This is a genomic window from Myxococcus sp. MISCRS1, assembly GCF_026626605.1.
In the GTDB taxonomy this organism is placed as follows: domain Bacteria; phylum Myxococcota; class Myxococcia; order Myxococcales; family Myxococcaceae; genus Myxococcus; species Myxococcus fulvus.
Genome location: NZ_JAPNKB010000001.1, coordinates 2,553,255 through 2,568,647 on the forward strand (window position 1 = coordinate 2,553,255; position 15,393 = coordinate 2,568,647).

Below are 15,393 nucleotides of genomic sequence, written 5' to 3' on the forward strand. Positions count from 1 at the left end.
AGGCTCCTTCAACGTGGCCCGGCGGCCACCGTGAGCGCATCCAGGAAGCAGGTCATCCGGTCCGCGACCTCGCGGACATGCGGCGCCTGCAGCATCGTGTAGTGATTGCCCGGCACCTGATGCAGCTGGGCCTGGAGCAACCGCTCCCCCCAGCTCTCCACCGGCGCGGGCAGCGTGTCCGACGAAGGCGCGGCCAGCTGCTCCGCCTGGAGGAAGAGCACCTTGCCGCGATAGGGCTCCGCCCGGTAGCGGGACAGGGCCCGCGCGTTGCGGGAGAAGACCCGGAAGCGCTGCTCCATCTCCGGCAGCTCCACCCCCGGAAGCGCGCCCAGGGCCTTGGCGTGCTCGACCAGGTAGCCCAGGCGCCCCGCCTCATCGAGCGCCTGGAGCTTCACCGCGTCGAGCTTCGCCGCCTCCGCGCCCCCCAGCAGGTCCGTGGCGAACCACGCCATGAGCGCGCCGGGCTCCTCCGCCCGCTGGTAGAGCTCCGGAGACCAGGTCTCCAACAACAGGAGCAGCTCCACCTGCTCGGACCGCGCCTCCAACTGCCGCGCCATCGCCTGCGCGACGATGCCGCCCGTGGACCAGCCCCCCAGGCGATACGGCCCGCTCGGACGGACGCGGCGCACCTCCTCCAGGTACCGCGCCGCCATCTCCTCGATGGAGCCCGCGTCCTGGTCCGGCAGCGCCTGCAGCGCATAGAAGGGCTGCCGGGGCCCGAGCTGCCTCGCCAGCGGCGCGTAGCACAGCACGTCGCCGCCCGTCGGGTGCACGAAGAACAGGGGCGGCTTGTCGCCCGTCTCCTGGATGCGCACCAGCGGCTCCCGCGCGCGAGCACCGCCCTCCTGCTGGACGAGCAGGGCCGCGAGCTGACGGATGGTGTCCGCCTGGAACAGGAGGGAGACGGGGAGCTGACGCCCCCAGCGGGCGCGCAGCCGGGACATCAACCGGACCGCCAGCAGCGAGTGGCCGCCCAGCTGGAAGAAGCTGCTGGTAACGCCGATGGGGCGCAAATCGAACAGCTCCTCCCAGAGCGCCACCAGCTCCAGCTCCAGCGCGTCCCTGGGCGCGACGTACGCGGCCGACAGCTCCGGCGCCGGAGCCTCGGGCACCGGCAGGGCGCGGACATCCAGCTTCTGGTTCGGCGTCAACGGCAGCGCGTCCAGCCGGACGAAGTGGGAGGGAATCATCGCGGGCGGCAGCCTGTCCCTCAGCAAGCGCGACAGCGCCGAGGGGGTGACGGTCGTCGCGGCCACGACATAGGCCGTGAGCGCCACCTCGCCCGAGGCGTCGGCCCTCGCCACCACCACCGCTTGACGGACCTCCGGGTGCTGACGCAGCTCCGCCTCGATTTCCCCCGGCTCGATGCGTACTCCCCGCACCTTCACCTGGTGGTCCTCGCGGCCCAGGAACTCGATGCGCCCCTCGGGCAGACGACGGACCCTGTCTCCTGTCCGGTACATGCGCAGGCCGGGCTCCCCCGCGAAGGGGTCCGGGATGAAGCGCTCCGCCGACAGCTCGGGGCGGTGGAGATAGCCCCGCGCCACCCCTTCGCCTCCGATGAACAGCTCCCCGGGCACCCCCACCGGCACGGGCGAAAGCCGCGCGTCCAGCACGTACATCCGCGTGTCCGCGATGGGCCCGCCGATGGTGACCAGGGACGCGTCCTCCACCCGCTCGAACGAGGACCAGATGGTCGTCTCGGTCGGCCCGTACATGTTGAGCACCTCGCCCTCCACCCTCGGGAGCACCTGGCGCGCAAGGGCCGAGGGGAAGGCCTCGCCGCCCACCAGGAGCTTGCGGAGCGGACGCAGCGCCTCCACGCCCCCCGGCTCCAGCAGCAACATCCGCAACATCGACGGCGTGCACTGGAAGTGGGTGACGCCGTGCGCGGCGATGAGCGAGGGGATGTCCTCGGGCGCGGATGGGGGCCGCGTGCAACGCTCCTTCAGGGCGTTCAACGTCTCGAGCCCCGCCAGCGTCGCGTCGACGTCCATCCCGAAGTCGATGAGACACGCGACCTCGTCCACGCCCAGCTCGCGCAGCCTGTCGATCAACGGCAGGCAGCTCTCCACGTTCCCGAACAGGCCCAGCTGGTTGAAGTACCGGTCGATGGCCTTCGCGAGCAGCTGGTCGACGTCCGCCTCCGAGAGCGCCTCCAGCTCGCCCCCATGTGGCAGGGGCCCGATGACCGAGCGCAGCAGCCCGATGGAGCTCTTCAGGTACTGGCGCAGCGGCGCGTTCACCTTCTGGCGGATGTCGTCGACGTCCTCGCCCATGAACGTGTGCAGCATGAGCGTGACGTGGCCCGGCCCCGGCCCGTGGCCCGCGGCCGCCCAGGCCTCCCGATAGATTCGGACCTTCTTCGCCAGCTCCGTGAGGTTCTGCCCCAGCAGGTGCGTGAGCACATGCGCGCCCGACGCTCCCGCGGCGCGGAACGTCTCCGGGTTGCCCGCCGCCGTCACCCAGACCTGGACGTCCGGCTGGACCGGCCGGGGAAGGGACTGGACCGGGACGTCCTGCCCCTGTCCGTTCCGGAACGACACCGCCTCGCCCCTCCAGAGCCTCCTGACGGTGGAGATCTGCTCGAAGAAGGAGGTGCGCGCATCGGCGAAGCGCTCGGGCGCGAGCACGAAGTCATTGGGGTGCCACCCCGAGGCGAATGAGAGGTCCACGCGTCCGTCGGAGAGGTTGTCCACGATGGACCACTCCTCCGCGACCCGGATGGGGCTGTGCAGCGGGAGCACGATGCTGCCCGCGCGCAGCCGGATGTTCCGGGTGGTCGCCGCGAGCGCCGCGCTGACGACGGAGGGATTCGGGTAGAGCCCGCCGAAGGCGTGGAAGTGCCGCTCGGGCGTCCAGACCGCCTTGAAGCCATGCGTGTCCGCGAACCGCGCACCCTCCAGGAGCAGCCGGTACTTGGCCTTCGTGTGCTCGCGCTCGCCGCTGGCGAAATAGAAGAGGCTGAACTCGAGCGGCCTGCTGGACGCGCCGGTCCCGGTCGATACTCCCTGCTCGCCGCGGAGGACCACCTGGAAGCCCCGGGTGAGCGAGTACAGGAGCTCCAGCACGGAGATGTCGAACGACATGCTCGTCGTGGCGAGCCACACGCCGCGCTCGTGAGCGCCCATGGCGTCATCCATCGCGTCGAAGAAGCGCACGACGTTGCGGTGACAGACCATGCAGCCCTTGGGACGCCCCGTGGAGCCCGAGGTGTAGAGCGTGTACGCGACGTTCTCCGCGCCGACTCCGCTCCTCGGAGACTCCACGACCTCGTCGCCGCCGGCCTGCAACGGCACCACCTTCGCGCCCGTCTCCGGCAGCCGCGTCGCGTGGCCCGCGTCGACCAGGACGACCTTCGCCTGGGAGTCGCCGAGCATGTACGCGAGCCTGTCGGCGGGATAGGTCGGGTCCATCGGCACGTAGGCGCCGCCGGCCTTCAGGATGCCGAGCATGCCCACCACCATGTCGGCGCTCCGGGGGACGCAGAGGCCCACCCGCGCCTCGGGGCCGATGCCGAGCGCCCGCAGACGGTGCGCCAGTCGATTGGCGCGCGCGTCCAGCTCGCGGTAGCTCAGCCGCTCGGCGCCGGCGACCAGGGCGATGGACTCCGGGGACGCGCGCACTCGCGCCTCGAACAGCTCGTGGAGGCACGACGCGGGGGTCCGCGCGGAGCGGGTGTCGTTCCAGGTGTCGAGCACCTGGCGGCGCTCCTCGGGGGTGAGCAGGGGCAGCTCCGACAAGCGCCGCTCGGGGTCCTCGACGAGCCCCTCCAGCAGCGTCTCCAGGTGCCCCACCATCCGGTGGATGCTCGCCGCGTCGAACAGGTCCGTGCGGTACTTCAGCACGCCGCCCAACGAAGCGTCCGTCTCCGTCAGCTCCAGCGAGAGGTCGAACTGGCCCTCCTGTTGCGGGATGTCGAAGGGGCGCAGCACCAGCCCTCCGGGCAGCGCGGGGTGGGCCTCGTCCCCCTGGTAGATGTCCTCCCGGGGCGTGGGCTGGAGCATGAACGCCACCTGGAAGATGGGCGAGCGGCCGGAGTCGCGCTCCGGGTTGAGCTTCTCCACGAGCAGATGGAAGGGGAAGTCCTGGTGCGCGAGCGCGCCGACGACCGTCTGCCGCAGCTGCCCGAGCAGGGCCCGGAACGAAGGGTCCCCGGAGAGATTTCCCCGCAGGACCATCATGTTCATGAAGTTGCCCACGACCTTCGCGAACTGGGGCTGCGTCCTCCCCAGCGTGGGCGTTCCGACGAGCAGGTCCTCCTGCCCCGAGTAGCGGTGCAGCAGGCCCATGAAGGCGCCCAGGAGCAGCGTGTACAGCGTGACGCCCTCCTGCTCGCAGAGCGCCCTCAGTCTCCGGGGCAGCGTCCCCTTCAACGACACGGGGACCGACGCGCCCGCGTAGCCCTGCACCTGCGGCCGGGGACGCGCGATGGGCAGGTCCAGCGCCGGCAGCGCGCCGCCCAGCTGCCGGGACCAGTACTCCCAGAGCCGCTGCCCCGTGGCGCCCGCGAGCATCTCGGCCTGCCAGCGGACGTAGTCCACGTAGGTCGCCTGCGGCGCGGGCAGCGTCGCGGGAGCGCCCGCCTTCTCCGCGGCGTAGAGGTGCCGCAGCAATTCCTCCCCCAGCACCAGCAGCGACCATCCGTCGTAGACGATGTGGTGGATGGCGATGAGCAGCACGTGGTCGCGCGGGCCTCGCGTGAACAGCCGCACGCGCATCAGCGGGCCCCGCTCCAGGTCGAACGGCGCCTCGTACGCCTGCGTCACCCGCGCCCGCAGGGACTCGAGGTCGAGCTCCGGGACAGGGACCTGCTCGAACGGGACCTCCGCCTGCTCACGCACCCGCTGGACGGGCTGTCCCTGGTGCGTGGTGAAGGTCGTCCGCAGCGCGCCATGTCGGTCCACGAGCCGCTGACAGGCGCGTCGCAGCGCGGCGACGTCCAGCTCGGAGACGATGCGAATCGACAGCGCCGTGTTGTAGGCGGCGCTGTCGGGTGCCACCTGGGAGACGAACCAGAGCGCCTGCTGTCCGTGGGAGAGCGGATGGACGGACTCACCGTCGGCCGCGAGCCGGCGCAGGTGCTCCACCAGCGTGGCCTTGTTCGTGGACAGCTTCGCCAGGTGCTCCGGCGACAGCGCGCCCTTGGGGGCCCGGTACTTCAGCCGCTCCCCCTCCACCCAGAGCGTGACGCCCTGCCGGGACAGCTCGGCGATGAGTTCGTCGGTCATCACAGCTCGCCTTCCTCCCAGTCCTGACTCGGGGCCGTCCGGCCCGCGCCGCTCCCGTCGAGCTGCTCGGCGAGGCGCTGCGACAGGTGCGCGATGCTCGCGCCCTGCAGCAGCTCATCGAGCTGCAGGCTCACGCCCGTCTCCGCGTGGATCTTGTGCTTCAGCTCGAGCGACAACAGCGAGTCCAGGCCCAGGGTGCTCAGGGGCTGCTCCGCGTCCAGCCGGACCACCGGCATCTTCAACAAGTTGGCCACCTGCTCCCGCAGATAGCTGTCGAGCAGCGGGCCTCGCTGGCCGGGCTCCGTGGAGAGCAGCGTCTTCGAGAAGGTGCTCGCGGCGGAGGCGGCGTCCTGGAGCGTCTGCGCCCCCGGAGGAGGCGGCAGCGCGTACGGCCCCTTCGTCACGGCGCTGTAGGCGGCATCGTAGGAGACACGCGCGCCCAGCCGCTCGAGGTTGATGCGACGAATCGTGTCCACGTCCATCGACTCGTCCTTGGTCACCGTGAACAGGAGGTAGGCGGCCAGCCGACGCTTGAGCAGCTCCCCCAGCATGTGGATGCCGTGCAGGTGCTTCTGCGTCACCTCGTCCAGGTCGCGGGTCACCCGCGTGAAGTTCTGCTCGAAGTCCGGGTCGTGGAGGAAGTTGGCGATCTCCTGGCTGGACTCGACCGCCTCGACGATGCGCAGGTGGTTGCGGGCGAGCAGCTCCGCCCACTCGGCCTGGGGCACGAAGAGGGTGGTGGACTCCGGGTGCTCGATGGCGCTCGCCATGTTGGACAGCGTCTCCGCCATCACCAGGTAGCCGCCGTTGCGCAGGCTCCGGCTGATGTTCGCGAAGAGGTCCGCCTTGTTCCGGATGTGGTGGATGACCTGGAACGCGATGACCAGGTCGTACGTGGACGGGAAGGCGTCGCGCGAGCTGTCCTGGTAGTGGAGCTTGATGCGCCCATCCAGCCCGAGCCCGCGGATGCGCTGCCGCCCCGCTTCAATCTGGTCGGGCGAGATGTTGCAGCCATGCAGCTCCAGGTGGGGATGCGCCTTGCCCAGGTCGATGAGGTCCGCGGCGTGACCACACCCGATGTCGAGCACGCGGGTGAAGGACGAGAAGTCGAGCCCCCGGTAGAGCGTCTTCGCCATCTCGAGGTTCGACTGGAGGGCGAGGTCGTAGAACTGCTTGTAGACCGCCTCCTTCGAGGGGTCGGCTTCCGGCCGGTACATGGCGATCCACGAGAAGCCGGGCACGGGCTCACGCAGCGTCGCGAAGCGCAACGAGGGGAACTGCACCGCCGTGTTGACCTCCGCCAGCTGGACGATGGTCCGGTAGAAGGTCACCAGCACATCGGTGTTGGGGATGAGCGAGTCGACCCAGTAGCGCTCACGCTGGAAGGGATACGTCGGCAGCGCCACCCGTCGGCGCGCGTACCCCTTGTCCACCCCCGCCCAGTCCACCTCCACGCCCTTCACGTACAGCTTCGCCGCGCTCCCCAGCAGCATCTCCCAGTCGCTGCTCCCGGGCCTCAGGCTCCCCACCCACTGCGCCTCTCCCTCCCCCAGGTACCTCTTCCCCACCCCCGTCAGCGTCGGCTTCGGCCCCACCTCCACGAAGACCCGGTATCCCCTCTCGTACAGCCCCTTCACTCCCTCCCAGTACTTCACCGGCTCCCTCAGGTGCCTCGCCCAGTACCCCGCCTCCCTCTCCTCCCCCTTCACTTCCTTCCCACTCACGTTCGACACCAACTCCAGCTTCGCCCTCTTCATCCCCACCTTCCCCGCCGCCCTCTCGAACCCCTCCTTCATCGGCTCCATCAGCTCCGAGTGGAACGCGTGCGTCGTCTTCAACACTCGGCACTCCTTCCCCCTCCCCTTCAGCCTCCCCTCCACCTCCTCCACCTCCTTCACTCGCCCCGCCAGCACCACCTCCCCGGGCCCGTTCACCGCCGCAATCAGCTTCCCTCCTCCTTCCCCCTTCACCTCCTCCTCGCTCGCCAGCACCGCCACCATCTTCCCTTCCCCCTCCAGCCCCTCCATCAACCTCCCTCTCTCCATCACCAGCTTCAGCCCCTCCTCCAGGCTGAACACCCCCGCCACGCACGCAGCCACGTACTCACCCAGGCTGTGCCCCATCACCGCCGCCGGCTTCACCCCCCACTCCCTCCACACCTCCGACAGCGCGTACTCCACGCTGAACAGCGCCGCCTGCGACACGCTGCTCCTCTCCAGCAGCGCCCCCTTCCCTCCGTACAACACCTCCACCAGCGACTCCCCCAACTCCCCCTTCACCACCTCCTCGCACCGCTTCATCACTCCCCGGAACGTCTCGCTCGTCTCGTACAGCTCCCTCCCCATCCCCTCGTGCTGCACTCCCTGCCCCGTGAAGAGCAGCACCACCTCCTCCGTCTTCCTCGCCTGCCCCTCCGCTCCCCTCTCCACCCCGCCACCGCTCGCGTACCTCGCCAGCTCCTCCCTCAGCTCCTCTCCCGTCCTCCCCACCACCGCCACCCGGTGCGCGAAGCGTCCTCGCCCCGTGTTCGCCGTGAAGCACGCGTCCCCCACCTCTTCTCCCAGCCCCTTCGCGTACCGGCCCGCAAGCTCCCTCAGCGCCTTCTCGCTCCTCGCTGACAGCGCCAGCACATGCCTCGGCCTCTCCGCCACACCCTTCCTCTCCACCTCCGGCGCCTCTTCCAGCACCACGTGCGCGTTCGTTCCGCTGGCGCCGAACGAGCTCACGCCGCCCACGCGCTTCCCGTCCCGCGCGGTCCACGGCGCGAGCTGGGTGGGAATCTCCACCGGGAGTTCGTTCCAGGGGATGTACGGGTTGCCGCGCTTGAAGTGCAGATGCGCGGGCACCTCGCCGTGCTTCAACGAGAGCACGAGCTTGATGAGCCCCGCGATGCCCGCCGCGTACTCGAGGTGACCGATGTTCGTCTTCACCGAGCCGACCTGGAGGGCCGCGGCGCCGTCTCGCTTCTCGCCGAACACCGCGCCCAGCGCGCGCAGCTCGATGGGGTCTCCCAGCGACGTGCCGGTGCCGTGCGCCTCCACGTAGCCCACCTGCTTCGGGTCCAGGCCCGCGTCCGCCAGCGCCTGACGAATGACCGCCTGCTGCGCGAGCCCGTTGGGCACCGTCAAGTCACTGCTGTGCCCATCCTGGTTCACCGCGGTGCCACGGATGACGGCCAGGACCTGGTCCCCATCCGCCTGCGCATCCGAGAGGCGCTTGAGCACGACCATGCCGCAGCCCTCGCCCCGGCCGTAGCCATCCGCCGCGGCGTCGAACGTCTTGCAGCGCCCATCCACGGCGAGCATGCGCGCCTTGCAGGTGGTGATGGTGCCCTGCGGCGTCAGGATGAGGTTCACGCCGCCCACGAGCGACAGCGAGCTCTCCCCCGAGCGCAGGCTCTGACACGCCAGATGGACCGCGACGAGTGACGAGGAACAGGCGGTGTCCACGCCGAGGCTCGGCCCCTGCAGGTCGAAGAAGTGGGACAGCCGCCCCGTGGCGAACGTGAGCAGGCTGCCCGTGAGGTAGCTCGCATCGATGCTCTCGGCGCCCTTGCCCTGGATGAGCTGGGTGTAGTCGCCGGTGGCGCCGCCGATGAACACCCCCGTCTTGCTGCCCGCGAGGCTCTGGGGCGCGATGCCCGCGTGCTCCAGCGCCTCCCAGGCCACCTCCAGCAGCAGCCGGTGCTGGGGGTCCATGTTCACCGCGGAGCGCGGAGGAATCCCGAAGAAGTACGGGTCGAACAGGTCCACGCCCTCCAGGAACGCGCCGTTGCGCGTGTACATCTTCCCGGGCTTGGAGGGGTCCGCGTCGTAGTACGCGTCGATGTCCCAGCGGCTCGGCGGCACCTCGCCCACCGCGTCCGTGCCCGCTCGCAACATCCGCCAGAAGGAGTCCGCGTCACTCACGCCGCCCGGGAACCGGCAGCCGATTCCGATGATGGCGATGGGCTCCGCCGTCTTCTTCTCCGGGACGCTCTCGCCCACCGAGCGAAGGAGCATCCTGGCGAGGTTCACCCGCTTCTCAGGGGAGAGACCACGCACCAACTTCTCCATGACGTCACTCATTTGAGCCCTCACCAGGGAAAGACTGTGCAAGTGATTGCAGCGCGGTCTCCGACAACCGCTCTGCTTCACTCAGCAGTTCGAAGATGGCTTCGTCCTTCAACAACGGGTCCACGTCGGCGACAGCGGCGCCGGCGAGCGCCACCTCGGGCCGAGCGGGAAGGAGCACCGCGAGCGCGGGGACCTCCTTCGCCAGGAAGTCGGTCAACTCCGCCACCGTCGGATAATCGAACGCGAGCGTGGACGGGAGCTTGTGGCGGAGGCTCCGCTCCAGGTGGTTCTTCAGCTCGACGGACATGAGCGAGTTCATGCCCATCTGGAAGAAGCCCTGCCCCGGCGTCAGGGAGGAGGGCTCGGCGCCCAGGACCCGCGAGGCCTCGCCGCGCACGAAGTCCTGCAACACGTTGCGGCGGCGTCCCAGGGGCGCCTCCTCCAGACGGCGAAGCAGCTCGGAGGTGACCGAGCCCTGCTCCAGGGGGGCCTTCGGGGCCGGCGCCCCCACGGAGATGTGCTCGAGCAGAGGGCGGTGTCGCCGTGCCTCCTGCAGCGGCTTGAAGCGGCTCCAGTCCACCGACGCCACGGTCCGCTGGGTGACGCCCGCGCCCACCAGGCGCTCCAGCAACGTGAGCGCCGCCTCGGTCGGCATCGCCTCCAGGCCCACCTGCGAGAAGAAGCGCTGAGCCTCCTCGGAGCCCGCCATCCCGCCTTCACTCCAGCGGCCCCAGTTGATGCACGTCGCCGCCAGTCCCTGGGACTTGCGGTGGTGCGCGAGGGCATCGAGGAAGTGGTTCGCCGCCGCGTACGCGGCCATCCCTTGCGAGCCCCACACGGAGGACGCCGAGGAGAACAGGACGAAGCAGTGGAGTGGGAGGTGACGGGTGAGTTCGTGGAGATTCCAGGCGCCCATCGCCTTGGGTTGGAAGACGGACGAGAGCACCTCCGGGCCCGTCTCCTTCAACGCGCGGTGCGCAGAGACACCCGCCGCGTGGAAGATGCCCACGAGCGGAATGGGGCCCTGTCCGCATGCATCGATGAGCGCGCGCACCTGGTCCGGCTCACCGACGTCGCACCGCACGTAGCGAACCGATGCCCCTTGTGCCTGGAGTCCGCGCAGCGCCTGGACCTGCGACGTGAGCGGGCTGTCCGACGGGAGCGCTGCCCAATCGCTCGGGGCGGGGAGCTCGGTACGACCCGACAGGAGCAGGTGCCGGACGCCGTGGGCCACCAGTGACTTCGCGACCTGGAGCCCCAGTCCTCCCAGACCTCCGGTGATGAGGTACGCCCCGTCGCTCCTCCAGGGTGACTTGCCCGCAGGAGGAAGCTCGCCACGGACGAGTCGGGCCACGTGCCGCGTCTTCCCACGCAGGGCGAGCTGGTCCTCGCCGTCCGGCTCACACAGCTCCTCGCAGAGCGCGTCGACCTCTTGTGCGTCCGGAGAGGCGGAGAGGTCCACGAGCCCGCCCCACAGCTCGGGGTGCTCCAGTGCGAGCACCCGACCCGCGCCCCAGATGGGTGACTGCGTCACGGAGATGGGACCTCCGTCGCCGACGGACTGCGCGCCTCGCGTGACCCACCACAGCCGCGTGTTCGCGCCCACGCCTCCGCCCAGCCGCTGCACCAGCGTCAGCAGGCTTCCACAGCCGAGCCCCAGCGTCGTCGCGTCCGGCGCCATGCCGCCGAGGTCGAGGTTCCACAGGTGCACCACACCTCGGAAGGGGCCGCCGCCCTCCGAGGCCAGCGTCTCCAGCACCCGCTGCCAATCCGCGGGGTCCGTCGGGTCGACCCGCGCCGCATCGGCTCCGAGCGTCCGCTGACTCTTGGCCGGGTCCGTCGGCTCGACGCGCGCCCCGTCCGCTCCGAGCGTCCGCTGACTCTTGGCGGTGTCCGTCGGGTCGACCCGCGCCACATCGGCCCCAAGCGTCCCGTGACTCTTGGCCGGGTCCGTCGAATCGACGTGCGCCGCATCGGCTCCGCGCGTCCGCTGCCCCTCGGCGGGGTTCGTCGACTCGTCGCGCGCCGCATCGGCTGCGAGTCCCTGCGCACCGGGCTCCGCGTACAGCAGCGTGCAGCGCTCGCCCCGGGCTCGCAGGCGCGCGGCCAGCGCCTCTCCCGTTCCCGTGCGGTCACAGAGAATCAACCACCGGCCCGTAGCCTCACCCTTCCGCTGCGTCTCGGACTTCGACACGCGCGGCTTCTGGGGCCACGTCACCTCGTAGACCCACTCGCGTGAAGCGAGCGGCGCCAGCCCCTCCAGCTCGGAGTCCTCGGCGGGCGCCGCCCAGGCCCCCGCGTCCTCGAACGCGGTGAACGGGGTCAGCGACGCCAGCTTCGCGCGGTTCACCCTCGCCAGGTACGGCGCCCCCGCGTGCTCGTCCTTCTGGGCGACGAGCAACGCATAGCTCATCAACCCCTTGTCGAGCGCCTTGCCGAAGTTGCGCATGGCATCGAAGTTCCGCTTCACCAGGTCACTGAGCTTGAACCGCTCCGCCACGACCTCCAGGTGACGGTCGAACCCCGGGTCCTCGAGGAAGCACGCGGCCTCCCGGCTGATGTCCACGCCCTCCACCAGCCGGAAGCGGTGGCGCGCCAGCAACTCCGCCCACTCCTCCGCGTTGACGTTGTACGACGCGGTCTCCTCGACGTTGATGGCCGACACGCCATTGGCGACGAAGTCGGCGAGCAACAGGAAGCCTCCGTTGTGGAGGCTCCGGGAGAGGTTCGCGAACAGCGCCTTCTTGTCCGCGACGTGGGTCGCGACCTCGAACCCGAAGGCCACGTCGTAGCGGTCCGGGAAGGCATCCTTCGCGCTGTCACGTGCGAAGACGCGGACACGCTCCTGGAGCCCACGCGCCCGCACCCGCTCACCGTCGATGGCCGCCTGCTCCGCGGAGATGGTGTAGCCATCCAGCCGCAGGTGCGGGAACTTCCGCGCCAGCGAGATGAGGTCCGAGGCGTACCCGCAGCCGAAGTCGAGCACCTTGCGCACCGAGGACCAACGGACGCCCCGGAACAACACGGAGCGGAGCCCACGCTGCCCCTCCAACAGCAACTCCGTGTGCTCCGGTCGCTCCGGGAGTCCGTAGACGCTCAGCAGCCACGAGAAGCCCGGCACCGGTCGACGCTGGATGCCGAAGGTCAGGTAGACCTCGTCGGGCGCGAGCACCCGCTCCCGCTCCACGGAGTCGTCGTAGAAGCGGGACGGCGTGCCGTCGGCGTGCTCGGACTTCACCGTGTCCGAGGGCACCGCCATCACCTCCGGACGGGAGTCGACGGGGCGCGCCACGTTCCGGAGCGCGGCGGGGCGCGGCTCCAGCCAGAAGCGGGAGCGCTGCCAGGGGTAGCCCGGCAGGGGCGTGCACTCACCCGGCTCCGGATACACCGCGCGCCAGTCGATGGGATGCCCCGCCGTGTGGAGCGCGCCGAGCGACTGCAACAGGACCTCCAGCTCCCCCTCGTCCCTGCGCAGCGAGGGCAGCACCAGCCCCTCCGTGCGCGACGCTCCGACGATGCGCTCGATGGACTGCGTCAGGATGGGATGAGGGCTCAGCTCGACGAAGACCTGGTGCGGGCTGGCGAGCAGCTGCTCGATGACCGGAGAGAACAGGACCGGCTCACGCAGGTTGCGCTGCCAGTAGCTCGCATCCCAGTCCGTCCCGTCCGTCAGTCCTCCGGTCACGGTGGAGTACACGGGCAGGTTCGCCGCGCGGGGCTGGAGCCCACCGAGCGCCTCGCGCAGCTCCGGGAGCAGCGAGTCCACCTGGGGCGAGTGGGAGGCGACATCCACCTTGATGGCCCGACAGAAGACGTTGCGGGTCCGCAGCCGCTCCATGACCTCCTGCAAGGCCACGGAGTCTCCCGCCAGCACCGTCGTCGTCGGACCATTGCTCGCCGCGATGGACAGCCGGTCCTCGAAGCCCGCGAGCACGGCCCGCGACTGCTCGAGCGAGAGCCCCACGAGCGCCATGCCGCCCTGCCCCCGGACGCGGCGGAGCAGCGCGCTCCGGCGGCAGATGACCCGCGCGGCGTCCTCCAGGGTGAGCACGCCCGCCACGCAGGCCGCGGCCACCTCGCCCATGCTGTGGCCCACCACCGCGTCCGGCTGGATGCCCCAGGCGCGCCACTGCGCGGCGAGCGCCACCGAGATGGCGAACAACATCGGCTGGATGACACCGATGTCCTCCATCCACGAGGCGTCGTCCTTCTTCTCCAGCAACGCCAGCAGGGCGAGGTCCCCGTGCGCCCGCATGGCCCGCTCGCAGTCCTCCAGCGTGGCGCGGAACACCGGGGACACCCGGAGCAGCTCCCGCGCCATCGTGGGCCACTGGGAGCCCTGTCCCGAGAAGACGAACACCACCTTCGGCCGACGGGGCGAGGCCCGCCGATGGGAGACCGCCGGAACCGGCTCGCCTCGGAGGAAGGCCCCCAGGTGCTCCGCCAGCTGCTTGCGCGTGCGCCCCACTACCGCGAGCCGGTGCTCATGGTGGCTGCGTCGCGCGCTCGCCGTGTAACAGATGTCCGCCAGTCGCCCCGGCGCTCCGGCCAGCCAGGTCTGGTACTCACGGGCGAGCTGCTGGAGCGCGTTCTCGTCGCGAGCGGACAGCGGCAGCAGGTGGGCGGGGCGCTCGGGCGACTCGGTCGGACGCGCGGACTCCCGCTCCGGCGCCTCTTCGACGAGCAGGTGCGCGTTGATGCCGCTCAGCCCGAAGGAGCTGACGCCCGCCACGCGCCTGCCGGACGCCTTGTCCCAGGGACGGAGGCGGGTGGGGATGGAGATGGGCACCTCGCTCCAGGGGATGGCGGTGGTGGGCCGCGCCAGGTGGAGGTGGGGCGGAATCTCGCGGTGCTGGAGCATCAGCACCACCTTCATCAATCCGGCGATTCCAGCCGCGGCCTCCAGGTGCCCGACGTTCGTCTTGATGGAGCCCAGGCCGAGGGGCCGTGAGGCGTCCCGCCCCGGGGCGAACACCTTCTGCAGCGCGCGCACCTCTATCGGGTCGCCGAGCGGTGTCCCCGTCCCGTGCGCCTCGACGTAGTCCACCTGCGCGGGCTCCACGCCCGCGTTGGCCAGCGCCCGGCGAATCACCGCCTCCTGCGCGGGACCGCTCGGCACCGTGAGGCCACCACTGGGACCGTCGTGATTGACCGCGCCGCCTCGGATGACGGCCAGCACCGGGTCCTTGTCCGCGAGCGCGTCGGAGAGCCGCTTGAGCACCACGACACCGCAGCCCTCGCCACGCACGTAGCCGTCGGCCGCGGCGTCGAACGTCCTGCACCGCCCCGTCGGAGACTGGGAACGGAGCCGCGACGAGACGATGTGCCCGTCCGGGGCCAGGATGACGCTCACGCCCCCCGCGATGGCCATGTTGATCTCGCGAGCGCGCAGGCTCTGACAGGCCAGCTGCACCGTCACGAGCGAGGAGGAGCAGGCGGTGTTCACCGCCATGCTCGGCCCCTGGGCGCCGAGGATGTACGAGATGCGCCCGGCCATGAAGCTGGAGTCGTTGCCGAACGCCAGATACGCGTCCATCAGCGCCGGGTCCGCCTGCTGCGCCTGGAGCTGGGCGTAGTCGTTGAGCATCACCCCGACGAACACCCCGGTGAGGCTGTTCGCGATGCGCTCCTGCACCTGCCCCGCGTTGGCGAGCGCCTCCCACGTCACCTCCAGCATCAACCGCTGCTGGGGGTCCATGCTCGCCGCCTCGCGAGGCGCGATGCCGTAGAACCGGGCATCCAGCTCATCGAGCCGGACGCCCTTCAGGAAGCCCCCCCAGCGCGTGTACATCTTCCCTTCCGCCGCGGGGTCCGGGTCGTAGTAGTCGTCGATGGCCCACCGGTCGGGAGGCACCTCGACGATGGCGTCACCGCCGCCACGCAGCAGCTCCCAGAGCGCCTCGGGGTGGTTCGCGCCGCCAGGGAAACGGCACCCCATGCCGATGATGGCGATGGGCTCGCGCTTCTCGCGCTCGCTCGCCTCCAGCCGCGCTTGCATCTTCTCCAGTGCGACCAGGGCGCGAGCCAGGCGTGCACTGTTCTCGTGCGGGTCCAAGGGGCTGCTCATCGTCGTGCCTCTCTCATGAACGTCGGGGCAGGCAACCGCG

Annotated in this window: 3 protein-coding genes; all 3 read right to left on the reverse strand. The window is 70.4% G+C overall.

Annotated features, from left to right (window positions below; translation table 11 throughout):
• Positions 1-8: 8 nt before the first annotated feature.
• The 3 genes from OWM54_RS09790 to OWM54_RS09800 are packed head-to-tail and all read right to left on the reverse strand — an operon-like array spanning position 9 to position 15,353.
• Entirely contained in the window at positions 9-5,231 is a 5,223-nt protein-coding gene (locus OWM54_RS09790) for a MupA/Atu3671 family FMN-dependent luciferase-like monooxygenase (RefSeq protein WP_267697302.1), read from the reverse strand.
• Positions 5,231-9,298 (reverse strand): type I polyketide synthase, encoded by a 4,068-nt coding sequence (locus OWM54_RS09795; protein ID WP_267697303.1) that lies wholly within the window; start codon positions 9,296-9,298, stop codon positions 5,231-5,233. The genes OWM54_RS09790 and OWM54_RS09795 overlap by 1 nt, the downstream gene beginning before the upstream one ends.
• On the reverse strand, positions 9,291-15,353 hold the full coding sequence (locus tag OWM54_RS09800; protein ID WP_267697304.1) for a type I polyketide synthase: 6,063 nt from the start codon (positions 15,351-15,353) through the stop codon (positions 9,291-9,293). The genes OWM54_RS09795 and OWM54_RS09800 overlap by 8 nt, the downstream gene beginning before the upstream one ends.
• Positions 15,354-15,393 lie beyond the last annotated feature (40 nt).

Bases quoted from the DNA above. Each gene is read 5' to 3' on its own strand.
- OWM54_RS09790 (WP_267697302.1), bottom strand. From the start codon at position 5,231: ATGACCGACGAACTCATCGCCGAGCTGTCCCGGCAGGGCGTCACGCTC.
- OWM54_RS09795 (WP_267697303.1), bottom strand. From the start codon at position 9,298: ATGAGTGACGTCATGGAGAAGTTGGTGCGTGGTCTCTCCCCTGAGAAG.
- OWM54_RS09800 (WP_267697304.1), bottom strand. From the start codon at position 15,353: ATGAGCAGCCCCTTGGACCCGCACGAGAACAGTGCACGCCTGGCTCGC.